We start from the raw sequence: 22,503 nt of genomic DNA, 5'->3' as shown, positions 1-22,503 counted from the left end.
TGTGGATAAAGTTGAGGATAAATGAAGTATAATAAACTGTTCACATTAAACACAGACTTAAATAAAAAAAATTCTCTCTTAAAAATCTATATAAAGAAAGTTTCTTTGGAAAATCTTTTATCTTTTAAAGAAATTATAAAAATAAATCAAATACTTATATAAATTTAAAAGCGTTTTTATCTCATATCTTATGAAGGAAAAGAGGTACTTAAACATTCTTTAAAGTGTTTTATTTTGTAGAAATATCTTATAAAAGTTTGAAAGTTATATAATTAACCTTTTATCCTAGTTACTTAAATTTATACGGAAATCATTTATATAAATGGTTCTTGCGGATTTTAAAAATTAAGTGTACAATAGCTTTTTCTATAAATAATTCTTTGATCCTCAAATTTTCCGTAAATTATCCAAGAGCAATTTCTCGTCTACTTAAAGAGCATATTTCTCATGCAAGAAATGAAATTACAAGAACTTAAAAGTAAAAACCCTGTTGAACTTGTTTCTTTTGCTGAAACATTAGAAGTTGAAAATGCTTCTTTGATGCGCAAACAAGAGTTAATGTTTGCTATTTTGAAAAAACTTGCTCTGCAAGATGTGGAAATTATTGGAGAGGGAGTCGTTGAAGTTTTACAAGACGGTTTTGGCTTTTTACGCTCTGCCGATGCCAATTATCTCCCAGGTCCTGATGATATTTATCTCTCACCTTCGCAAATTCAGTCTTTTTCTTTGAAAACGGGTGATACTATTGAGGGGCCTATCCGTAGTCCAAAAGAAGGAGAACGTTATTTTGCTCTTCTTAAAATTAATACAATTAATTTTGAAGATCCTGAAAAAATTCGCTATAAAATTCACTTTGATAATCTTACTCCTCTTTATTCAAATGAACGTTTTCAAATGGAAATACAGGATCCTACAGAAAAGGATATGTCATCACGCGTGATTGATCTCATATCCCCTTTGGGAAAAGGGCAACGTGGATTAATTGTAGCACCTCCTCGAACCGGAAAAACTGTTCTTCTTCAAAATATTGCGCATTCTATTACAACCAATCACCCTGAATGTTATCTTATTGTTCTTTTGATTGATGAACGACCAGAAGAAGTGACTGATATGCAACGTTCTGTAAAAGGAGAAGTCGTTTCTTCTACTTTTGATGAACCAGCAATACGTCATGTACAAGTTGCTGAGATGGTTATTGAAAAAGCAAAACGGCTTGTTGAATATGGGCGTGATGTTGTTATCCTTCTCGATTCTATTACACGTCTTGGGCGTGCATATAATACGGTTGTTCCTTCATCAGGTAAGGTTTTAACAGGTGGTGTGGATGCAAATGCGCTTCAGCGTCCTAAGCGTTTTTTTGGTGCAGCACGTAATATTGAAGAAGGTGGGTCTTTAACCATTATTGCGACGGCTTTGATTGATACAGGTAGCCGTATGGATGAGGTTATTTTCGAAGAGTTTAAAGGGACGGGTAATTCTGAAATCGTTCTTGATCGTAAGGTTGCTGATAAACGTATTTTCCCCGCTATGGATATTTTAAAGTCAGGAACGCGTAAGGAAGAACTTTTGGTGGCACGGCAAGATTTACATAAGATTTTTGTACTTCGCCGTATTTTGGCACCTATGAATGTAACAGATGCTATTGAGTTTTTAATTGATAAATTAAAACAAACAAAAAATAATAGTGAATTCTTTGATTCAATGAATACGTAAAAATATTCGTTTTTTCTGATTAGGATACATCCTGTGGATACAATCTTTGCTGTTTCGAGTGGATTGTTGCCTTCGGGGGTTGCAGTTATTCGGCTTTCTGGTCCCCATGTGGTGGAAATAGTTAAGACGCTTTGTGGGCGTTTACCTAAAGCGCGTTTTATGTATTATGGCAACCTTACTGCTCGTGATGGGAGCTTTTTAGATTCTGCTTTAACGGTTTTTTTTCCTGCTCCTCATAGTTTTACAGGAGAGGATTGTGCAGAATTTCATTTACATGGAGGAAAAGCGGTTGTTAACCGTTTTCTTGATGAATTATCGACATTTTCTGGATGTCGTATTGCTGAAGCAGGTGAATTTTCACGTCGTGCATTTATAGAGGGAAAATTAGATCTTGTTCAAGCAGAAGGTCTTGCCGATTTAATAGCGGCAGAAACGGAGAGTCAGCGGCGTTTAGCGGTTATGGGGACAAGTGGGCGTCTAACAACGCTTTATCGCGATTGGCGCCATAAACTCATAAAAGCACGTGCTTTCATTGAAGCAGAGCTTGATTTTGTTGATGAGGCTGATATTCCTGATTCAATTTCTGATAAAATTTGGGAAAATGTAGAAGATCTTTGTATTTCACTTCGTAAACATATTGATGAAGGAGAACGTGCGAGTATTTTGCATGATGGGTTAAAGATTGTCATTGCTGGTGCTCCAAATTCTGGAAAATCAAGCATTATGAACCGGTTGGCTGGAAAATCTGTTTCTATTGTGACAGAAGAAGAAGGTACAACCCGTGATGCTTTAGAAATGAGACTTGTTCTTGGTGGTTTACCTATTTTTTTAACAGATACTGCTGGTTTTAGAGAGACAGAAAATAAAATTGAGCAGCTAGGAATAGAAATTGCAAGGCAGCATGTTAAAGATGCTGATTTGGTTATTTTAGTTTATGATATGGGAGATCCTAAAGAGGTTATTTTACCAGAAACATCAGCTGAAATATGGCATGTTGGTAATAAGCTTGATCTTTATGATAAAAATGAATTTCGTTGGTCTCTACGATTTTCCGCATTAACGGGTTTAAATTTTGATCCGTTTATTCATGAACTTGAAACATTTTGTTTGTGTCGTGCTGCTGAAGTTGGAAATCTTGTTCCTGCAAGAAAAAGGCAACTTCAGTTATTAAAAGAAGCTGTTAAAGAGATAGAATCTTCTATAAATTCTCAATTTCTTGATTTAAGTTTACGTGCAGAACATCTTCGTCGTGCAAGTGATTTTCTTGGAAAAATTACGGGAGATATAGATGTTGAGGATTTGCTTGATATTATTTTTTCAGAATTTTGTATTGGAAAATAATGATTCACGTGAAACATTGATTATTTCATAGACAGATTAAAAAGATCATGTATTTTATATATTCTGTTTCACGTGAAATTTTTGAATGATTTTCTATGGGATAAATCCTCATGCAATTATATGATGTTATTGTTGTTGGAGGTGGTCACGCTGGTTGTGAAGCTGCTTTCGCTTCAGCGCGTGTTGGAGCACGGACAGCTCTTGTTACACATAAAATATCAGCATTGGGAACAATGTCGTGTAATCCTGCTATTGGTGGGCTTGGAAAAGGACATCTTGTTCGTGAAATAGATGCGTTAGATGGTCTTATGGGGAGAGCAGCTGATGCTGCTGGAATTCAATTTAGACTTCTTAATAGACGTAAAGGACCAGCTGTAAGAGGACCACGGACACAAGCTGATAGAGAACTTTATAAAGAAGCAGTTCAAGAATTCTTAAAAGAACAAGAAAATCTTACGCTCCTTGAGGATGAAGTTATTGATTTGATCGTTAAAGAAAATTGTACTTCAGGTGTTATTTTAAAAAATAAAGGTATCATTTGTTCTGGCGCTGTTGTTTTAACAACAGGAACATTTTTAAATGGTTTTGTTCATATTGGTGATAAAACTTGGGCTGCTGGACGTATGGGAGACCAATCAAGTGTGCAGCTTGCTGAACGCTTAAAAAGTTATGATATCAATCTTGGTCGATTAAAAACAGGAACGCCTGCACGTCTTAGTAAAAAAACAATTCATTGGGATATATTAGAAAAACAGCGAGCTGATGAAGATCCAGTTCCTTTTTCTCTTTTAACAGAAAAAATAAAACAGCCTCAAATTGAATGTGCTATAACGCGTACAAATGCACAGACACATAAAATTATCTATGAAAACATTCATCGATCTGCTTTATATTCTGGAAATATTGAAGGATTAGGTCCCCGTTATTGTCCTTCTATTGAAGATAAAATTGTTAGATTTGGAGAACGCGATGGGCATCAGATTTTTCTGGAACCAGAAGGATTAAATGATGACACTATTTATCCGAATGGTCTTTCTACCTCACTTCCTGAAGATGCACAAATTTCTTTATTAAAAACCATTGAAGGACTGGAGAATGTTACAGTTCTACAACCTGGTTATGCCATTGAGTATGATTTTGTTAATCCACAACAATTGACGAAGACTTTAGAATTACGCTCTTTACCTGGGTTGTTTTTAGCAGGACAAATTAATGGTACAACAGGATATGAAGAAGCTGCAGCACAAGGTCTTTTGGCTGGATTAAATGCAGCACGTAAAGTCGGTAAACTTGATGAGATTATTATAAGTCGTTCTACAGCTTATATTGGTGTTATGGTTGATGATTTGATCTCACGCGGAGTTTGTGAACCTTATAGAATGTTTACGTCACGTGCTGAATTTCGTTTGTCTCTAAGATCTGATAATGCTGATGCACGTTTAACACCTTTAGCACAGCAATGGGGAATTGTGAGTCAAATACGTTGGGGTTGTTATCAGAAAAAACAGAAACGTCTTGATCAAGCACGATCAATATGTCAAAAACTTTTTCTAACTCCTAATGAAGCTTCTGCACATGGACTACAAGTAAATCGTGATGGGGTGAGACGTTCGGCTTATGATTTTCTTGCTTATCCTCATATGACTATAGAACGTCTTTCTCGTATTTGGCCACAATTACAATCAATTGACGCTAAAACTGTGGAAACATTAGAAATTGAAGCGCAATATGCTGTTTATTTAGAAAAACAAGCACAAGATATTGTTGCTCTTCAGCGTGACGAGCGTCTAGAAATTCCTTCTTCTCTTGATATTCAATCAATTTCTGGTCTTTCCAATGAATTGAAAACAAAAATTCAAAAAATATCGCCGCGTTCAATCGCAGATGCTCAAAAAATTGACGGTATGACGCCAGCGGCATTATCACTTATTATCACCTATATTCAACGTCAGCGGCGTGAAAAGGTTAAATCAGCTTGATGGATCTTTCTAAAGAAAAAAAATACCAAGTATTGTTAGAGATTGTTCCTTCTGTTTCACGTGAAACGATGGAGGATTTAATACAATTTGAATCTCTTATTGTTCAGTGGAATATGCATATTAATTTAATATCCGCTGCAACAATACCAGTTCTGTGGACACGTCATATTTTGGATTCAGTACAACTTTATCCCTTATACAACCATTTGTCGCATTGGTGTGATCTTGGGTCAGGTGGAGGATTTCCTGCAATTGTTCTTGCTATTTTGATGAAGGAGAAAAAAACAGGCCATATTGATCTTGTTGAAAGCAATGGAAAAAAAGTAGCTTTTTTACGAACAGTTATTGCTCAACTGAATCTTTCAGCAACAGTCTATCATTGTAGAATTGAGGATGTATATAAAAAAATAGCTAAACCAGAAATTATAACAGCACGGGGATTAGCTTCACTTGATGATCTTTTACGACTTATTTTTCCTTTATTAACAGAAAAAACAAAAGCTCTTTTGCAAAAAGGTCGGGATTACGCGACAGAAATAAAAAATGCATCTGCCAATTGGCACTTTGATCTGCTAAAACATAAAAGTAAAATTGATGAAAATTCTGTTATTTTAGAAATTTCTCATGTTCGATCATGTGAGGGTAGAGCAAAATGAGCGACACACGGATTATCGCTATTGCAAACCAAAAAGGCGGAGTAGGTAAAACAACTACAGCTATTAATCTTGCTACAGCTTTAGCTGCTATTGGTGAAAATGTTCTTATTATGGATGTTGATCCACAAGGAAACGCAAGTACAGGATTAGGAATTGATCGTAATAGCCGCCCTTTATCATCTTATGATGTTTTGGTTTCTGGAGTTTCAGTTACAAAAGCAGCTCTAAAAACAGCTGTCCCCAATCTTCATATTGTTCCTTCTACGCTTGATCTTTTAGGTGTAGAAATGGAAATAGCTTCATCACAAGATCGTATTCAACGATTACGTAAGGCCCTTTGTGATGATCCAAAGATGAAAAAAAAATTCAGTTATATTTTAATTGATTGTCCCCCATCGCTTAATCTTTTAACACTCAATGCTATGGGAGCCGCGGATTCAGTTTTGGTTCCTATGCAATGCGAATTTTTAGCTCTTGAAGGATTAAGTCAATTGCTTGAAACAGTAAAACAAGTCCAATCTGCTCTTAATCCATCCTTAGAAATTCAAGGGATTGTTCTAACTATGTATGATGTCCGTAATAATCTTTCTAACCAGGTTGTTGAGGATGTGCGTTCTTTTATGGGAGATAAAGTTTACCGTACGGTTATTCCACGAAATGTTAGGGTATCAGAAGCTCCTTCTTTTGGTAAACCAGTGTTGCTTTATGACCTTAAATGTGCTGGTAGCCAGGCCTACTTACGTTTAGCATCAGAAGTGATACAACGTGAAAAACAAGCATGTGCTGCTGCTTGAAAATGTAAGAAAAGTAATTTTTGTTAAATAGATTTGAAGAGCAAAGTTATGAATGATGATCAATCAAAAAAAAGACTTGGACGTGGATTAGCGGCATTAATTGGAGATATTAATTTAAACAACAATTTTACACGTTCATCCGATACTGATAAATTGACTGAATCTCATTCAGCTCATAATTTTTCTGAAAAATTTGTTCCTCTTGAATCTATTTCATGTAATCCACATAATCCGCGGCGCCATTTTACCGAGTCAGAACTTGATAATTTAGTACATTCAATTCGCCAACACGGTGTTGTTCAGCCTGTTATTGTTAGACCTTTACGTGATCACCCTCATCGGTTTGAATTAATCGCTGGTGAACGGCGTTGGCGTGCTGCACAACGTGCTAACTTACATCAATTGCCGGTTATTATTCGCGATGTAGATGATAAAACGGCTTTGGAATTAGCAATTATTGAAAATGTTCAGCGTGCTGATCTTAATCCTATTGAAGAAGCAATGGGCTATGAAATGTTGCTAAATGAACATGGTTATACACAAGTAGACTTAGCACAAGTAATTGGAAAAAGTCGAAGTCATGTTGCAAATACACTTCGTTTGTTAAAATTGCCACCAAAAGTGCAACAGTTTTTAACCGATGGAAAACTCTCTGCTGGTCATGCTCGTTGTCTTGTAACCGTCGATAATCCGCAAGAGTTGGCAGAAAAAATTATTTGTGAAGGTCTCTCTGTACGACAAACAGAAATACTTGTATATGAGCAGGCAAATCCTAAAGTCAAAAAACGAACGCCTGTGGAAAAAGATGCAGAAACAAAATCTCTAGAAAAATTACTTGCGGATGTGATCGGGATGAAAGTTATCATTAGACATGGCAAAAAAGGTGGAGATTTAAAAATACATTATTCTTCGTTAGAACAATTAGATGAAATTTGCCGGCGTTTACAAAGTTAAAAAATTGTTCTAAGAAGGATTTTCTTCACAACAATTTCTCAAAATTTTGATTATTCTATACATATGATTTTTAGCAAATTCTATATTGCTTGAGGATATAGCATTTTTTTCATAAGTAGAATTCTCTTCATGTGTCAGCACAATTAAGGTTTCCCGAAGTGCTTGGAGAGCAATAATAAAATCTTTTGGTGTGATATCATTTTCTCTTAAAATATTTACGAGTCCTTGTTTACTAGAAATATAGGCAATGTTATTTTCAATATTATCATTATCAGTGGGGTGATAGATTTTTGTACGTGTTTTTTCTGAGTTTTGAGATAAATTTTTATATTCTTTTTCAATTTTTTCTAACTTTAAAAGAAGATTTTCTGTTAAGAGATAATTTGCAATAAGGGATGATGCAAAAGAAGGTTTATCTGTCTCTTGTTTTTTTTCTTGAGCGTATGAAACAAAAGGGAAAAGGAAGAGGAGACACAGTGCAATTTTAAACATAACTAAAAGTTATCCTTTCTTTTGCGAATTTTAATAAAAAATTTTCTACCTGTTGCTCTTTGTTTTTATAAAAATCATTTGTAAATATAATAGGGATTAAAGTAATTATTAAGAATGGTGAAAATAGGATGATTTTTTGATAGAGTCATACCTCTAACGAAGAATAGAACACCATTGGATTGCTAATTTACACCTTTGTTTTTAAAATACATCTTCTAATACTTCTATTTCAAAATGATATTCGTCATAATAGTACAACTAAGGCTCTATGAACATATAAAATTACAGAGCAGAGCTCCTCTATCTTTATGGCTTATAAAAAAGCAGACCACATTATCATACATTCTGCCCGTTCTCAATGTGCTACAAAGTCCTTGGTACTTAACTATTTATGAAAGATATTTTAATTATAAAATTTCACTCTACACAACTTTCCTCACTTGTAACGTGTAAGTGGATGTTTTTTATTGGTTCAACATATAAAATAGAAAATTATAATTATAAATCAATATATTGACTTATTACAGCAATGGAATGATATTTTTCAACGTTTCATAATTGATTAGTTTATCAAAATGAGACTTTTACAGTTTGAAATATTCACTGCTTTGTAAAAGTGTTTTTTAACAAATTCAAGATTTTTTAAAAATATAATATTTTTCTCAGATGAATATTCTTTTTCGTGTGCAAATGTAAGAATCATTGATATTTCTTCAAATATTAAGGTTCCAGCAGCAAAATCTTTTGGTGTGAGGTTATTTTCTTTTAAAATATTCATGAATTTTGGTTTACTAGAAATATAGGCAGTGTATTTTTCAATATTAGAGAAAACATTAGAATTGTAAGTATAAGAATTATTTTCTGTTTCTGAAAGCAAGTTTTTACATTCTTTTTCAATTTTTTCTAATTTTACAAGAAGATCTTCTGTTAAGAGATAATTTTTAGTAATTGGTGATACAATAGGATGCTTATCCGTTTCTTGTTTTTTTTCTTGGGCATATGAAACAAAAGGGAAAAGGAAGAGGAGGCACAATGCAAGTTTAAACATGACTAAAAATTATCCTTTCTTTTGCGAATTTCAGCAAAAACTTCTTCATCTGTAACATTTTTCATTGAAAGTTTTTTTCTTATTGTGTAATTATCCCAACGAAGAAAGGGGTTTGTTTCTTTTTCTTGCACTAAAGTGACAGGGAGAGTCATGGCATTTTTTGCGCGCAATAAAAAAACATCTTCTGTTCTTTGGTGGAGTTTTTTATTATGTGGATCAATTGTGAGCGCGAAAAGAGCATTATTTTTTGTGTACTCATGTCCACAATAGAGGAGTGTTTCATCGGGAAATTGACGAATCTTTTTTAAAGAATTTAACATTTGTGCTGCTGTTCCTTCAAAAAGGCGTCCACATCCGAGTGAAAAAAGAGTGTCTCCCGCAAAGAGTAAATTTTCTTCCGGAAGGTAATAAGACAATGCTCCTAGCGTATGACCAGGTGTTGAAAGAGCTAAGACTGTCTGTGTACCAAAGAGAAAACTTTCATCAGATTTAAGCATTTTATCAAGATGATGAATCTTTGTTTTTTCTGCTTCTGGTCCTATAATGATAGGTTTATAAATTTTCTTTAACTCTGCCAATCCTTCTGTATGATCATGATGATGATGTGTTACAAAAATAGCTTGAAGTGTCCAATTACGACGTTTCAAGGCATCATGAACTGCTTTACTTTCAGGTGCATCAATTGCGGCTGTATAGCCGCTTCTTTCATCATGAATGAGAACACCAAAATTATCTTCTCTGCAGATAAACTGCTCAACTAACACGTGTTTTCTCCCTAAACAGGGTACAGTAATAAATATCTTTAATAATTAAAGCTAAATATGTTATTTTAAAGAATCCGATTTATCCTTTTCTGGAAAAAGTCCTTGTGAATGTTTAACAATAAGGGGAATTTGTGTGAGCGTAAAAAGAATGGTGATAGGCATAACACCAAATACTTTAAAATTTGTCCAAAAATTATCGCTAAAGTTTCGCCAAATTCCTTCATTCAAAAAAGCAAGAAAAATGAAAAAAAATGCCCAACGATATGTGAGTTTCTTCCATCCTAAATCATCGATTTTTAAAGCAGAATCAAGGGCATAACGCAAAAGTGGTTTTTTAAAAAACATGCCACCAAAAAGAATAAGAGCAAAGAGGCAATTAATAATTGTTGGTTTCATTTTTATAAAAGTATCATCGTGAAGCCAAAGAGTCAAAAATCCAAAGACAATAACAAATGTTCCTGAAATAAGAGGCATGATGGGAATTGTGCGTGCAAAAAACCATGATAAGCTTAGAGCAATGATAATTGCTATCATAAAAATGGCTGTTGCAGGAAAAATAGGTTTATCAAAATTTTTAAAAAGCTCAATATTGTTTATCAACCACTCGCCTTTGTAATTAGCAAGAAAAAAGACGATCAATGGTCCCATTTCTAAGAAAAACTTAAATGTTGGTGAAAGAGGTGTTTTTTGATTATTATTCATTTTACGCAAATCAGAATTGTTATGTGAGTGAAACTGTAAGGGGATTTTTTTCATGTGCGTTTTCCTGCGATAGTTTCAGCAAAGTCAGAAGCAGAAAAAGGTTGAAGATCTTCGATATTTTCTCCTACACCTATAAAATAAACGGGTAGTTTGTATTTTGAGGCGATAGCAACAAGAATTCCTCCCCGTGCGCTACCATCGAGTTTTGTCATGACTAAACCATTAACGCCGGCAACATCACGAAAAATATCCACTTGGTTAAGTGCGTTTTGTCCCGTGGTTGCATCAAGTGTTTGAAGAACTGTATGGGGAGCTTTTGGGGTGTGTTTGCCCAAGACACGAATAATCTTTGCTAATTCATCCATAAGTTCAGTTTTATTTTGTAAGCGTCCAGCTGTATCAATAATTAATACATCACTGTTTTCTTTTTTTGCTTTTTCATAAGCATCAAATGCTAAGCTTGCAGCATCTGCACCTAGTTTTGTTGAAACAACCGGAGATCTTGTACGTTCACCCCAAACATGTAATTGCTCAATGGCGGCCGCGCGAAATGTATCCCCAGCTGCCAACATAACTTTTAATCCACCTGCGGTGAGTTTTGCTGCAAGTTTTCCAATAGTTGTTGTTTTTCCTGTACCATTGACACCGACAAGTAAAATAACGTGAGGTTTATGATTGAGATCAAGTTCTAATGGTATTGCAACAGGTTCTAAAACTTTTCTTATTTCATCAGAGACAATGGCGTGAATATGATCTGGAGATAAATTCTTCTCATAGCGACCAGACGCTAAGGTATCAGTGATGCGTGTCGCTGTTTCCACACCAAGATCAGCTTGAATAAGAATATCTTCTAATTCTTGTAATGTGTCTTCATTAAGTTTTCCTTTAACAAAGAGATCTCCAATTGATTCACTTAAACGTTGTGAAGAAAGGGATAAACCTTCTTTAAGACGTCCAAACCATGCTGTCTTTTTTTGTTCAACAGACGAGGTGGGTAAGAATTCTTCAATCTTTTTTTCACGAACTGTATCTGCAACAATGACTTTGCCAGAGTGTGTCTCAAAAGGTGGATTTTTCTCATCATATTTTGTAGGTGTTATATTTTGATTTTTTTCTCTCTCTATAGAAACCTGATTATTGTTTGTATCTTGGCTTTTTTTTTCGTTTTCTTTTACTCTATCGATTTCAGAAAAAGTGGAAGTTTGTTCCCTTTCCTGTTCTTTAGATCTGTTAAAGGAAAATATTTTTTTTATAAAAGATTTTGTCATAAGAGCTTCCTGCTCAAGCTGCGTTTAATTCTGGGAGGACAGCAATTAATTTATCGCCATCATGGCCAACAACAAGCCCTTGAACAATTGTTCCAGCTTTTGCACCTTTGATTTGTACAAGCGTATAATCTTCTGTTCGTCCAATTTCATCTTTTTCAACGAGAATTGTTTGTTGACTATTTTGTAAATGGGCAAGATGTTTCTGATAAGCTACATCTCCTGCTTTACGTAAGCTTTCTGCACGCATTTTAACTATTCTACGATTGATTTGTGGCATCCGTGCGGCAGGTGTTCCTTCTCTTGGGCTAAAAGGAAAGACATGAAGATGTGTTAAATGACAATCGTTGATTAAAGAGAGACTATTTTGGAACATTTCTTCTGTTTCAGTCGGAAAGCCAGCAATTAAATCAGCACCGTAAACCATTGTAGGGCGTTTCGCACGCAAATCTTGGCAAAATTGAATTGCATGTTCGCGTAAATGCCGACGTTTCATTCTTTTTAGAATCATATTATCGCCAGCTTGTAAAGATAAATGCAAATGTGGCATGATTCTTTTTTCATAGGCTAAAAGACTGATGAGTTCTTCGTCTGCTTCAATAGAGTCGATTGATGAAAGACGTAATCGAGGAAGGTCAGGAACATGCTGTAAAATGGTGGAGGTTAATTTTCCTAAGGTCGCTTTTCCAGGAAGATCGTGCCCATAGCTTGTAAGGTCGACACCGGTTAGAACAACTTCTTTAATACCATTATCTATGATCTTTTTAATTTGTTCAACGACAGCACCCATAGGAACTGAGCGTGATGGTCCCCGTCCGTAGGGAATAATGCAAAATGTACAGCGATGATCGCATCCGTTTTGTACTTGTACAAAAGCTCGTGTGCGTTCTTCCATTGCACTGACCATATGTGGAGCAATTGTTTGTACTTCCATAATGTCATTGATACGCAACTTTTCAGAATGATTGATGTTAAAATCTGGAAGTTGACGATAAGAGTGCGCATAAAGTTTGTCTTCATTTCCTAAAATAAGATCGACCTCTGCCATGGAGGCAATACTTTGTGATTCTATTTGTGCTGCACACCCTGTTACAATAATGCGGGCATTTGGATTTTCACGTCTTGCTTTGCGAATAGCTTGTTTTGCTTGTCGCACAGCTTCGGCAGTGACTGCGCAGGTATTAAAAATAATCGCACCATCTTTAAGTTGATCAAGTCCAGAAGACGTGCTTTCTTTGCGTATGATTTCTGATTCATAGCTATTTAGCCGACAACCAAATGTTACAACTTCTACTGCCATCAAAAGTGATCCTTTTTGTAACTTCCTGTCAAAGGGTTTAAAAAACCACTAAATTCGTATTGGGCTGGACCCGTCATGATAATATGGTTGTCTTCTCTATAAAAAATATTCAATATTCCTCCTGGTAAATTCACATCGACATGGCGTTCTGTCAGACCACGTCGATAGGCCGCTACTGCACTCGCACAAGCCGCACTTCCACATGCTTGTGTTAATCCAGCGCCCCGCTCCCATGTGCGTAAATTTAGGCTTTTCTTTGACGTTACGCAAGCAATAGAAATATTACACCGTTCTGGAAAAAGAGGATCATGTTCGAGTTTTGGTCCGTATTTTTCTAATGGAATATGTTGAATATTACTCTCAACAAAAAAAATAGCGTGGAGATTACCAACGGATATAAGGCAAGCATCCTTTAAGGGACCAGCAGTAATTTCTACGTGATTGGTATCAACTATTTCATGTGAAACAGGCATATCCTTTGCATTGAAATTTGGGCATCCCATGTTAACAGAGATGAGGCTATCAGTTTTGCGTTTCCCTTCGATTATTCCAGCGGGCGTTTCCAATCGAAAGACTTCACCAAGATTATTGCAAAGGTTATTATCTGTGAGCCATGCAATGACACAGCGGGTTCCGTTGCCGCAAGCGTTGGCCATTGAGCCGTCAGCATTCCATATTTCAAGACGAAAGTCAGCTTTATCATGAAGTGGTGGATGAATAGCCATAATTTGATCAAACTGTGTTTGAGGATCGGTTGCTAAGGCAAAAATTGCTTGCGGTGTAAGCGCATATGTGTTTTCACGCATATCAGCAACAATAATTTTATTTCCAAGACCGTTCATTTTGTTGAATGGCGTTTTCATGAAGTTTCTCTATTTTTTCGTGATTGTTCACCATTGCTCACAAAAGAATATATGGCTGAAAATCTTATAAATTTCTAGTGTTTAATAGAATAAAATGCGTAGAAGAAATTATATCGCTTAAAAGAGATACATTTCATCCTGTTTTTCTTATTTGTTAATTTATCTTTGTAAAATACCCTATAATAAAATGTTTAAAACTTAAACTTTAAGAAAACCTATTGATTGTCGTGGGAGAGAGTATAGATATGTCATTTTCAAAAACTTCATTTTTCGTAGTAATATCAACTGCAACATTTTTAACGGGATGTTTAGCTCCGCGGAATGACAACAACATGGGCGTTTTTTATCCCGTTCAACAAATGTCAACATTTGAAGTCACGTCAAATCCTTCTTCTTCAACATATGAAGAAGCAAAATATGAAGAAGCAAATGATTCAATGTATGAGCAAGGAGATGCTCGAAGTGATGGACAAATGGCTCATCTTGAGATATCAGCCAACGCTATTGATTTATTTCCTGCAAGTATCGCTGGGGTTTGGAATCTTTCTATAGGGGGTAAATCTTGCCGAATTGCAACACCGCAAACAAAATTTGGTCAAGGGTATCGGGCTGGTCCTTTACATTGTCCAGGAATCATTTCTCAGGTAAATTCGTGGGCTATTAGAGGAAAAAGATTGTATTTTTATAATAATTCAGGACGTGTTATCGTTGCCTTTTATTCTTCCAGTGTTGATCGCTTTGAGGGGCGTACACTTGATGGTGCCCCCGTTGTTTTAAGCCGTTAGATTGTTTATAAAATATGTATAGGTCTGTGAAAAAACGTGTTTTTTCATTAGAAACCGTTTGAAAAAAGGTTATCTGTATGACTTTGGTTTCAACGCGTTATAAAGAGCTGGTGTCCAAAAAAGAAATAAGTTTGGATCCGGCTCAATTGGATTTAACAGAGCATTTTGATCATTTATTACAAAAAATTACGGAACAAAATGTTTCTCATTCTTGGGCATTTTTGCATTTCTTTAAAAGAAAAAAACAACTTTTTTCTCGTGAGCAAGGTGATGGAGAGAATTTTTTTCGGGGATTGTATATTTACGGTGAAGTAGGGCGAGGCAAAACCATGCTGATGGATTTGTTTTTTTCTTGTTTGCCACAAAAGCGTAAGAGACGCGCTCATTTTAATGATTTTATGGCTGATGTCCATGAGCGTATTAATGTTTATCGTCAAGCAGCAAAACACACAAAATCTGCACCAAATAATCCTATTTTAGCTGTTGCTGAAGACCTCGCACGAGAAACCCAGGTGCTTTGTTTTGATGAATTTAGTGTAACAGATATTGCTGATGCTATGGTGCTTGGTCGCCTTGTTTCAGCTTTATTTGATAAAGGCGTTTTTTTTGTTGCAACTTCAAATGTTGCGCCTAATAATCTTTATTACAATGGGTTAAATAGAGAGCTTTTTTTGCCTTTTATTAAGGATTTGAAAGCACATGTTTGTGTTGTTAATCTTGATGCAAAAACAGATTATCGTCTTGAAAAGTCAAATTTACAACATGTGTATATAACGCCGTTAGGATTGAAAGCAAAGAAGTTTATGGATCAAGCATGGACGATGGTATTGCAAGGAAAAAGGGAAACATCTGATGAACTTCCTATAAGAGGACGCTTTCTTCATATTCCACGTACTGGAGCAGGTTGTGCGCGCTTTGATTATCAAGATTTATGTGCCAAGCCCTTGGCTGCGGCTGAGTATTTAGTTTTAGGAGAGCGTTATCATACGATTTTTATTGATAATGTACCGGTGATGGATGATACAAGCCGCAATGAAACAAAACGGTTTATTTTACTTATTGATATTCTTTATGAACGTCATATAAGATTATTTATGTCGGCAGCAGTAAAACTTGAAGATTTGTATAAGGGGTATGCGCAAACATCCGAAACATTTGAATTTAAAAGAACACAATCGCGCCTTTTCGAAATGCAAAGTCAAGATTATTTAAAACTTTGGGAAGAACATTTTACTTTGAAAGACAAAAAATAAGTGCAATTCTATCTTATATCCACTGTAAAAGTAATGAAAAGAAGTATAATAATTCTATTGTATTTTTAAAAAATTCACTTTATCGATAGAGTATAATAATTTTCTGATAGTATGTTTCAGGGGAACATTGTGGCTTCTATGATGAAGTCAAGATGTTTTAATGAATCTCATCTTTATCTTTTTTGAAAATATCATTAAAAATATGGCTAAGGTCCAAAAAAACATTTAACATACAAGCGCTGGTAAGTGTATTCTAAATTCTAATGTTAGGAAAAATAAAATGGCACGAAAAAAAATAGCTCTCATTGGTTCAGGTATGATTGGTGGTACTTTAGCACATATTATTGGGCTTAAAGAACTTGGTGATGTTATCTTATTTGATATTGCGGAAGGTATACCACAGGGTAAGGCTTTAGATATTGCCGCCTCTTCACCCGTTGATGGTTTTGATATCAGCTTGAAAGGTACGGATACTTATGAGGCAATTGAAGGTGCTGATGTTGTCATTGTCACAGCAGGTGTTGCGAGAAAACCTGGTATGAGCCGTGATGACCTTTTGGGCATTAATTTAAAAGTGATGGAACAGGTTGGTGCTGGAATAAAAAAATATGCGTCTTCAGCATTTGTTATTTGTATTACCAACCCCCTTGATGCAATGGTATGGGCATTGCAGAAATTTTCAGATCTTCCTACACATAAAGTGGTTGGTATGGCTGGAATCCTTGATTCAGCACGTTTTCGTTATTTCTTGTCTGAGGAGTTTAAGGTCTCTGTTAAAGATGTGACAGCGTTTGTTTTAGGAGGGCACGGTGATTCAATGGTGCCTTTGGTGCGTTATTCAACAGTTGGTGGTATTTCTTTGCCTGATCTTGTAAAAATGGGCTGGACTACACAGGAAAGAATTGATCAAATCATCCAGCGTACCCGTGATGGTGGTGCAGAGATTGTTAGCTTGTTAAAAACAGGCTCTGCTTTTTATGCCCCTGCAGCTTCTGCTGTTTCTATGGCTGAAGCCTATTTGAAGGATATGAAACGTGTTGTTCCTGTTGCAGCTTATCTTTCAGGTGAATACGGTGTTAAGGATACTTATGTTGGTGTTCCTGTCGTCCTTGGTGCTGGTGGTGTTGAGCGAGTCATTGAGATTGATCTTGATAAAGAAGAAAGAGATGCTTTTGAGCATTCAGTAAATGCAGTCAAGAAGCTTTGTGAGGCTTGTGTCTCTCTTGTTCCTGCTCTCAAATAAATTAGGCAATATTTTATTCACTAAAACAGAGTATTTACAATATTAAGATTTAAAGATTAATAAAGTAATCCGTAAAAGAAAAGGATAGATCCATGAATATCCATGAATATCAGGCCAAACGTCTGCTTCATGAATATGGTGCACCAATTGCAAATGGTGTTGCTATTTATTCCGTAGAGCAAGCTGAAAAATGGGCAAAGAGATTGCCTGGTCCACTCTATGTTGTTAAAAGTCAAATACATGCTGGTGGGCGCGGTAAGGGTAAGTTTAAAGAACTTGGTCCTGATGCAAAAGGTGGTGTTCGTCTTGCACAATCTGTTGAAGAAGTTGTTGCAAATGTGCAAGAAATGCTTGGTAAAACTTTGGTAACCAAACAAACCGGTCCAGAAGGTAAGCAAGTTAATCGCCTTTATATTGAGGATGGTGCTGATATTGAGAGAGAGCTTTATCTTTCATTGCTTGTTGATCGTACAGTTGGTCAGGCAGCTTTCGTTGTTTCAACAGAAGGGGGAATGGATATTGAAGCGGTTGCTGAAGAAACACCAGAAAAAATCTTAACTCTTCCCATTGATGTCACGCAGGGTGTTACTTCTGCTGATTGTACAAAACTTTGTGATGCATTAGAGTTACGTGATAGTGCACGAGAAGATGGTGAAAAACTTTTTCCGATTCTCTACAAGGCATTTTGTGAAAAAGATATGAGTCTACTTGAAATCAATCCGCTTATAGTGATGAAAGATGGTCATTTGCGTGTTCTTGATGCGAAAGTTTCTTTTGACAATAATGCCTTGTTCCGTCATCCAGATATTGGGGAACTGCGTGATGCTTCAGAAGAAGATCCAAAAGAGATAGAAGCCTCAAAACATGATCTTGCCTATGTTGCTCTTGAGGGTACAATTGGTTGCATGGTCAATGGTGCAGGTCTTGCTATGGCGACAATGGATATTATTAAGCTTTATGGAGCTGAGCCTGCAAACTTTCTTGATGTTGGTGGTGGTGCTTCAAAAGAGAAGGTAACCGCTGCTTTTAAAATTATTACGGCTGATCCAAATGTTAAAGGCATTTTGGTTAATATTTTTGGTGGCATTATGCGTTGTGATGTCATTGCTGAAGGTGTGGTTGCTGCTGTTCGGGAAGTGGGTTTAAAAGTTCCTTTGGTTGTGCGTCTTGAAGGCACGAATGTCGAGCAGGGTAAAGCCATTATCAGTGAAAGTGGTTTGAATGTTATTTCCGCTGATGATTTAGATGATGCTGCTCAAAAGATTGTTGCAGTCGTGAAGGGAGCTTAAGTTATGTCGATTCTTGTGAATAAAGATACAAAAGTTCTGGTTCAAGGGCTTACAGGAAAAACAGGAACGTTTCATACAGAACAAGCGCTTGCTTATCATGGCACACAAATGGTTGGTGGCGTCAATCCTAAAAAAGGTGGCGAGACATGGAAGAGTTCAAAAGGAGAAACTCTTCCTATTTTTGCCAGTGTTGCGGAAGGAAAAGAAAAGACAGGTGCAGATGCTTCTGTTATCTATGTTCCTCCTGCGGGGGCTGCGGCCGCTATTATAGAAGCTATTGAGGCTGAGGTTGGTTTGATTATCTGTATTACGGAAGGTGTTCCCGTTATGGATATGGTGAGGGTGAAGGCAAAATTAGAAAAATCAAAATCACGCCTTATTGGTCCTAATTGTCCTGGTATTCTTACACCAGATGAATGTAAGATCGGTATTATGCCCGGTTCTATTTTTAGAAAAGGTTCTGTTGGCGTTGTCTCACGTTCGGGGACCTTAACTTATGAGGCTGTCTTTCAAACAAGTAATGAAGGTTTGGGACAAACAACAGCTATTGGTATTGGTGGTGACCCTGTTAAGGGCACCGAATTTATTGATGTGTTGGAAATGTTTTTAGCCGATGATGAAACAAAATCTATTGTTATGATTGGTGAGATTGGTGGTTCTGCTGAAGAAGATGCAGCACAGTTTCTTCAAGATGAAGCAAAAAAAGGTCGTAAAAAACCTGTGGTTGGTTTTATTGCTGGCCGTACAGCGCCTCCGGGGCGTACAATGGGCCATGCTGGCGCTGTTATTTCTGGTGGTAAAGGTGGGGCAGAAGATAAAATTGCTGCAATGGAATCCGCTGGAATTCGGGTTTCTCCTTCACCATCACAGATAGGGAAGACTTTGATGATGGTTTTAAAGGGGTAAAAGAAATCTCACCTCAATAAAGAGATGTTCTTATTGAGATGAGCTATTGAATAAAAATAAAGTTTTTGAATTTTCTGATCTTTGTTTGCTTTGCAAGCGTTTGAGGGTTAAAAAATGTAAGGAGACGGAATAAGAGTTCCGGAGAGGTATATGGCAAGGCAAGACGAAATAAATAGTCTTTTTGCACAAACATCGTTTCTGTATGGTGGAAATGCGGATTATATAGATCAGCTTTATGCTGAATATGAAAAAGATCCCACAAGTGTCGATTCACAATGGCGTACTTTTTTTGAAAATCTTCATGATAAAAAAGAAGATGTTCTAAAGAATGCTAAAGGGGCAACATGGCAATGCGACCATTGGCCATTAAAAGCAAATGGTGAGCTCGTTTCTGCTCTCGATGGCGATTGGTCTGGTCTTGAGAAGCATATTGGTGATAAATTAAAAGAAAAGTCCGTAGCAGAATTTGCACAAAAAGGGACAACTTCTAGCGAACAGGATATTATTCGAGCAACACGTGATTCTATTCATGCTCTCATGATGATTCGTGCTTTTCGCGTACGTGGGCATCTTCATGCACGGCTTGATCCTCTTCAATTGTCGGAAAAACCTGAAGGTTACAAAGAACTTTCTCCAGAAGCTTATGGTTTTACGCCTGCTGATTATGAGCGTCCAATTTTTATTGATAATGTTTTGGGTCTCGAATACGCAACTATTCCGCAAATGCTTGAGATTCTCAATCGTACCTATTGTTCAACGATTGGTGTGGAATATATGCATATTTCTGATCCTGTTCAGAAAGCATGGATTCAAGAACGTATTGAAGGGCCAGACAAGCGTATTGCCTTTGCTAAAGAATGCAAAAAAGATATTCTTAATAAGCTTGTTGAGGCAGAGGGGTTTGAACAGTTTTTAGATGTAAAATATAAAGGAACAAAACGTTTTGGTCTTGATGGTGGTGAAGCGCTGATCCCTGCTCTTGCACAAATTATTAAATGTGGTAGTGCTTTGGGTGTGCAGGAAGTTGTTCTAGGAATGGCGCATCGTGGTCGTTTAAATGTTCTTTCACAAGTTCTCTCAAAGCCGCATAGGGCTATTTTTCATGAATTTAAAGGGGGGTCTTATAAGCCTGATGATGTAGAGGGATCAGGTGATGTCAAGTATCATTTGGGAACTTCAGCTGATCTTGAGTTTGAGGGTAGAAGAGTTCATTTATCGCTTTTAGCCAATCCATCTCATCTGGAGATTGTTGATCCAGTTGTTGTTGGGAAGGCACGTGCTAAACAAGATCAACTTGTAGGGCTTATGCATAGTGATAGCATTTCATTGAGTGAACGCTCGAAAGTTTTGCCATTGCTGATTCATGGTGATGCTGCTTTTGCAGGACAAGGTGTTATTCAGGAAACTTTTGGTCTTTCGGGTCTAAAAGGTTACAGTGTTGCTGGCTCACTTCATGTCATTATTAATAATCAGATTGGTTTTACGACAGATCCACGCTTTTTGCGCTCTTCACCTTATCCATCTGATGTAGCAAAAATGATTGATGCTCCTATTTTTCATGTGAATGGTGATGATCCTGAGGCTGTTGTTTTTGTTGCAAAAGTAGCAACAGAATTCCGTCAAATTTTCCATAAGTCAGTAGTCATTGATATGTTTTGTTACCGTCGTTATGGGCATAATGAAGGCGATGAGCCTTCTTTTACACAGCCACTTATGTATAAGGCTATCCGTAATCACAAAACAACGTTGCAGCTTTATGGCGATCAGTTGGTAGAAGAAGGGGTGGTTTCTGTAGAAGAAATTGAACAGAAAAAAAAGCTTTGGCGTGATAAATTGGAGGGTGAGTTTGAAGAAAGCTCTTCTTATAAACCTAGCAAAGCTGATTGGCTTGATGGAAGCTGGATGGGGCTCAAATCTTCAAGCAATACTGGTGAACAACATAATAAGAAGACAGGGGTTGAGTTAAAGACTTTAAAGGAAATTGGTCAAAAACTTGTCGAAATTCCAGAAAACTTTCATGTTCATAAAACCATCCAGCGCTTTTTAAACAATCGTGCTAAAATTTTTGAGACTGGTGAAGGTGTTGATTGGGCAACAGCTGAAGCACTTGCTTTTGGTTCACTTTGCGTAGAAGGATCACCGGTTCGTCTTTCCGGTGAGGATGTTGAACGTGGAACTTTTTCACAACGTCATTCCGTTCTTTACGATCAAGAAAATGAAAAACGTTATATCGCTTTGAATAATTTGCAAAAAGGACAGGCATTTTATGAAGTCGTTAACTCGATGCTTTCTGAAGAAGCTGTTCTTGGTTTTGAATATGGGTATTCTCTTGTTGAACCAAGGGGATTAACGCTTTGGGAAGCGCAATTTGGTGACTTTTCTAATGGTGCACAGGTCATTTTTGACCAATTTATTTCATCTGCAGAGCGTAAGTGGCTCCGCATGTCTGGTCTTGTATGTTTGTTGCCTCATGGTTTTGAAGGGCAAGGGCCAGAACATTCTTCCGCGCGTTTGGAACGTTTCTTGCAACTTTGTGCAGAAGACAATATGCAGGTTGCTAATTGTACGACCCCTGCAAATTATTTTCATATTTTGCGCCGACAGATTAAACGTTATTTCCGTAAGCCATTGATTTTAATGACACCAAAATCACTTTTACGCCATAAGAAAGCGGTTTCTCTTCTTGATGATATGGGGCCGGAAACAAGTTTTCATCGTTTGCTACTTGATGATGCGGAGTGTCTTAGAGATTCCGTCATTAAATTGCAGAAAGATGGTAAAATTCGGCGTGTTGTTCTTTGTACGGGTAAGGTTTATTATGACCTTTATGAAGAGCGTGAAAAGAGGGGTATTGATGATGTTTATTTACTTCGTGTTGAACAGCTTTATCCTTTTCCTGCAAAAGCTTTGGTGGATGTGTTGTCGCGCTTTTTGCAGGCAGAAATTGTTTGGTGCCAAGAGGAACCAAAGAATATGGGGGCTTGGTCATTTATTGAGCCTTATTTAGAATGGGTTTTGACGCATATTAATGCAGAATACTCACGCGCACGTTATGCAGGGCGTCCTGCGAGTGCATCACCTGCGTCTGGGTTGATGGTGCAACATCTTGAACAGCTTGCTGCGTTTCTTGAGGACGCGTTAGGCTTTTAATTTACG

General features: G+C 36.7%; 19 protein-coding genes. 12 read left to right on the top strand and 7 right to left on the bottom strand.

The genetic code is table 11. The features are described from left to right. The first annotated feature begins 447 nt into the window (after positions 1–447). The 6 genes from rho to BN67_RS05010 all read left to right on the top strand — a co-directional run bounded on the left by rho (position 448) and on the right by BN67_RS05010 (position 7,437). Positions 448–1,713 (top strand): transcription termination factor Rho, encoded by a 1,266-nt coding sequence (gene rho / locus BN67_RS05035; protein WP_019223053.1) that lies wholly within the window; start codon positions 448–450, stop codon positions 1,711–1,713. Positions 1,714–1,746: 33 nt separating this feature from the next. After that, positions 1,747–3,054 (top strand): tRNA uridine-5-carboxymethylaminomethyl(34) synthesis GTPase MnmE, encoded by a 1,308-nt coding sequence (gene mnmE, locus BN67_RS05030; RefSeq protein ID WP_019223052.1) that lies wholly within the window; start codon positions 1,747–1,749, stop codon positions 3,052–3,054. A gap of 110 nt (positions 3,055–3,164) precedes the next feature. Further along, on the top strand, positions 3,165–5,033 hold the full coding sequence (gene mnmG, locus BN67_RS05025) for a tRNA uridine-5-carboxymethylaminomethyl(34) synthesis enzyme MnmG (protein WP_019223051.1): 1,869 nt from the start codon (positions 3,165–3,167) through the stop codon (positions 5,031–5,033). Further along, the gene (gene rsmG, locus BN67_RS05020; RefSeq protein WP_019223050.1) at positions 5,033–5,689 is read left to right on the top strand and encodes a 16S rRNA (guanine(527)-N(7))-methyltransferase RsmG; all 657 of its coding nucleotides are present in this window, start codon (positions 5,033–5,035) and stop codon (positions 5,687–5,689) included. Before mnmG ends, rsmG begins: the two co-directional genes overlap by 1 nt. After that, complete coding sequence (locus tag BN67_RS05015; RefSeq protein ID WP_019223049.1) at positions 5,686–6,483, top strand: ParA family protein; 798 nt, start codon at positions 5,686–5,688, stop codon at positions 6,481–6,483. The genes rsmG and BN67_RS05015 overlap by 4 nt, the downstream gene beginning before the upstream one ends. Positions 6,484–6,531: 48 nt before the next feature. Beyond that, on the top strand, positions 6,532–7,437 hold the full coding sequence (locus BN67_RS05010) for a ParB/RepB/Spo0J family partition protein (RefSeq protein ID WP_019223048.1): 906 nt from the start codon (positions 6,532–6,534) through the stop codon (positions 7,435–7,437). A gap of 9 nt (positions 7,438–7,446) precedes the next feature. On the opposite strand, the gene BN67_RS05005 is transcribed toward BN67_RS05010, so the two are convergent. The 7 genes from BN67_RS05005 to dapF all read right to left on the bottom strand — a co-directional run bounded on the left by BN67_RS05005 (position 7,447) and on the right by dapF (position 13,871). After that, on the bottom strand, positions 7,447–7,929 hold the full coding sequence (locus tag BN67_RS05005; protein ID WP_019223047.1) for a hypothetical protein: 483 nt from the start codon (positions 7,927–7,929) through the stop codon (positions 7,447–7,449). A 562-nt stretch (positions 7,930–8,491) separates the two neighbouring features. Next, the gene (locus tag BN67_RS05000; protein ID WP_019223046.1) at positions 8,492–8,977 is read right to left on the bottom strand and encodes a hypothetical protein; all 486 of its coding nucleotides are present in this window, start codon (positions 8,975–8,977) and stop codon (positions 8,492–8,494) included. A gap of 2 nt (positions 8,978–8,979) precedes the next feature. After that, positions 8,980–9,741, bottom strand: a complete 762-nt coding sequence (gene gloB / locus BN67_RS04995; protein ID WP_019223045.1) for a hydroxyacylglutathione hydrolase — start codon at positions 9,739–9,741, stop codon at positions 8,980–8,982. Between the two features lie 60 nt (positions 9,742–9,801). Then, positions 9,802–10,497, bottom strand: coding sequence for a septation protein A (locus tag BN67_RS04990; protein ID WP_019223044.1), 696 nt, complete (start codon positions 10,495–10,497; stop codon positions 9,802–9,804). Further along, the gene (gene ftsY, locus BN67_RS04985) at positions 10,494–11,711 is read right to left on the bottom strand and encodes a signal recognition particle-docking protein FtsY (RefSeq protein WP_019223043.1); all 1,218 of its coding nucleotides are present in this window, start codon (positions 11,709–11,711) and stop codon (positions 10,494–10,496) included. Before ftsY ends, BN67_RS04990 begins: the two co-directional genes overlap by 4 nt. A gap of 13 nt (positions 11,712–11,724) precedes the next feature. Further along, the gene (gene mtaB / locus BN67_RS04980) at positions 11,725–13,008 is read right to left on the bottom strand and encodes a tRNA (N(6)-L-threonylcarbamoyladenosine(37)-C(2))-methylthiotransferase MtaB (RefSeq protein WP_019223042.1); all 1,284 of its coding nucleotides are present in this window, start codon (positions 13,006–13,008) and stop codon (positions 11,725–11,727) included. Continuing rightward, on the bottom strand, positions 13,008–13,871 hold the full coding sequence (gene dapF, locus BN67_RS04975; protein WP_019223041.1) for a diaminopimelate epimerase: 864 nt from the start codon (positions 13,869–13,871) through the stop codon (positions 13,008–13,010). Before dapF ends, mtaB begins: the two co-directional genes overlap by 1 nt. A 245-nt stretch (positions 13,872–14,116) precedes the next feature. Here dapF and BN67_RS04970 point away from each other — a divergent pair, with 245 nt between their 5' ends. The 6 genes from BN67_RS04970 to BN67_RS04945 all read left to right on the top strand — a co-directional run bounded on the left by BN67_RS04970 (position 14,117) and on the right by BN67_RS04945 (position 22,497). After that, positions 14,117–14,656 carry an AprI/Inh family metalloprotease inhibitor gene (locus tag BN67_RS04970; RefSeq protein ID WP_026088176.1) on the top strand — a complete coding sequence of 180 codons (540 nt, stop codon included), beginning with the start codon at positions 14,117–14,119 and terminating at the stop codon, positions 14,654–14,656. A gap of 77 nt (positions 14,657–14,733) precedes the next feature. Then, on the top strand, positions 14,734–15,909 hold the full coding sequence (zapE, locus tag BN67_RS04965) for a cell division protein ZapE (RefSeq protein ID WP_019223039.1): 1,176 nt from the start codon (positions 14,734–14,736) through the stop codon (positions 15,907–15,909). A 280-nt stretch (positions 15,910–16,189) separates the two neighbouring features. Further along, on the top strand, positions 16,190–17,152 hold the full coding sequence (gene mdh / locus BN67_RS04960; RefSeq protein WP_019223038.1) for a malate dehydrogenase: 963 nt from the start codon (positions 16,190–16,192) through the stop codon (positions 17,150–17,152). A gap of 92 nt (positions 17,153–17,244) precedes the next feature. Continuing rightward, positions 17,245–18,441: an ADP-forming succinate--CoA ligase subunit beta gene (gene sucC, locus BN67_RS04955; protein WP_019223037.1), complete on the top strand. Its 1,197-nt coding sequence runs from the start codon at positions 17,245–17,247 to the stop codon at positions 18,439–18,441. Positions 18,442–18,444: 3 nt separating this feature from the next. Further along, entirely contained in the window at positions 18,445–19,347 is a 903-nt protein-coding gene (sucD, locus tag BN67_RS04950; RefSeq protein ID WP_019223036.1) for a succinate--CoA ligase subunit alpha, read from the top strand. Between the two features lie 150 nt (positions 19,348–19,497). After that, the gene (locus BN67_RS04945) at positions 19,498–22,497 is read left to right on the top strand and encodes a 2-oxoglutarate dehydrogenase E1 component (RefSeq protein WP_019223035.1); all 3,000 of its coding nucleotides are present in this window, start codon (positions 19,498–19,500) and stop codon (positions 22,495–22,497) included. Positions 22,498–22,503 lie beyond the last annotated feature (6 nt).

It is taken from the genome of Bartonella rattaustraliani AUST/NH4 (assembly GCF_000312565.1).
In the GTDB taxonomy this organism is placed as follows: domain Bacteria; phylum Pseudomonadota; class Alphaproteobacteria; order Rhizobiales; family Rhizobiaceae; genus Bartonella; species Bartonella rattaustraliani.
Note: the sequence above shows the minus strand (reverse complement) of the source record. Positions and strands in the feature narration are given on the sequence as shown.

Bases quoted from the DNA above. Each gene is read 5' to 3' on its own strand.
- BN67_RS04990 (WP_019223044.1), bottom strand. From the start codon at position 10,497: ATGAAAAAAATCCCCTTACAGTTTCACTCACATAACAATTCTGATTTG.
- ftsY (WP_019223043.1), bottom strand. From the start codon at position 11,711: ATGACAAAATCTTTTATAAAAAAAATATTTTCCTTTAACAGATCTAAA.
- mtaB (WP_019223042.1), bottom strand. From the start codon at position 13,008: ATGGCAGTAGAAGTTGTAACATTTGGTTGTCGGCTAAATAGCTATGAA.
- BN67_RS04945 (WP_019223035.1), top strand. From the start codon at position 19,498: ATGGCAAGGCAAGACGAAATAAATAGTCTTTTTGCACAAACATCGTTT.
- dapF (WP_019223041.1), bottom strand. From the start codon at position 13,871: ATGAAAACGCCATTCAACAAAATGAACGGTCTTGGAAATAAAATTATT.
- BN67_RS05000 (WP_019223046.1), bottom strand. From the start codon at position 8,977: ATGTTTAAACTTGCATTGTGCCTCCTCTTCCTTTTCCCTTTTGTTTCA.
- rsmG (WP_019223050.1), top strand. From the start codon at position 5,033: ATGGATCTTTCTAAAGAAAAAAAATACCAAGTATTGTTAGAGATTGTT.
- BN67_RS05005 (WP_019223047.1), bottom strand. From the start codon at position 7,929: ATGTTTAAAATTGCACTGTGTCTCCTCTTCCTTTTCCCTTTTGTTTCA.
- BN67_RS04970 (WP_026088176.1), top strand. From the start codon at position 14,117: ATGTCATTTTCAAAAACTTCATTTTTCGTAGTAATATCAACTGCAACA.
- rho (WP_019223053.1), top strand. From the start codon at position 448: ATGCAAGAAATGAAATTACAAGAACTTAAAAGTAAAAACCCTGTTGAA.
- BN67_RS05015 (WP_019223049.1), top strand. From the start codon at position 5,686: ATGAGCGACACACGGATTATCGCTATTGCAAACCAAAAAGGCGGAGTA.
- zapE (WP_019223039.1), top strand. From the start codon at position 14,734: ATGACTTTGGTTTCAACGCGTTATAAAGAGCTGGTGTCCAAAAAAGAA.
- sucD (WP_019223036.1), top strand. From the start codon at position 18,445: ATGTCGATTCTTGTGAATAAAGATACAAAAGTTCTGGTTCAAGGGCTT.
- BN67_RS05010 (WP_019223048.1), top strand. From the start codon at position 6,532: ATGAATGATGATCAATCAAAAAAAAGACTTGGACGTGGATTAGCGGCA.
- mdh (WP_019223038.1), top strand. From the start codon at position 16,190: ATGGCACGAAAAAAAATAGCTCTCATTGGTTCAGGTATGATTGGTGGT.
- mnmG (WP_019223051.1), top strand. From the start codon at position 3,165: ATGCAATTATATGATGTTATTGTTGTTGGAGGTGGTCACGCTGGTTGT.
- sucC (WP_019223037.1), top strand. From the start codon at position 17,245: ATGAATATCCATGAATATCAGGCCAAACGTCTGCTTCATGAATATGGT.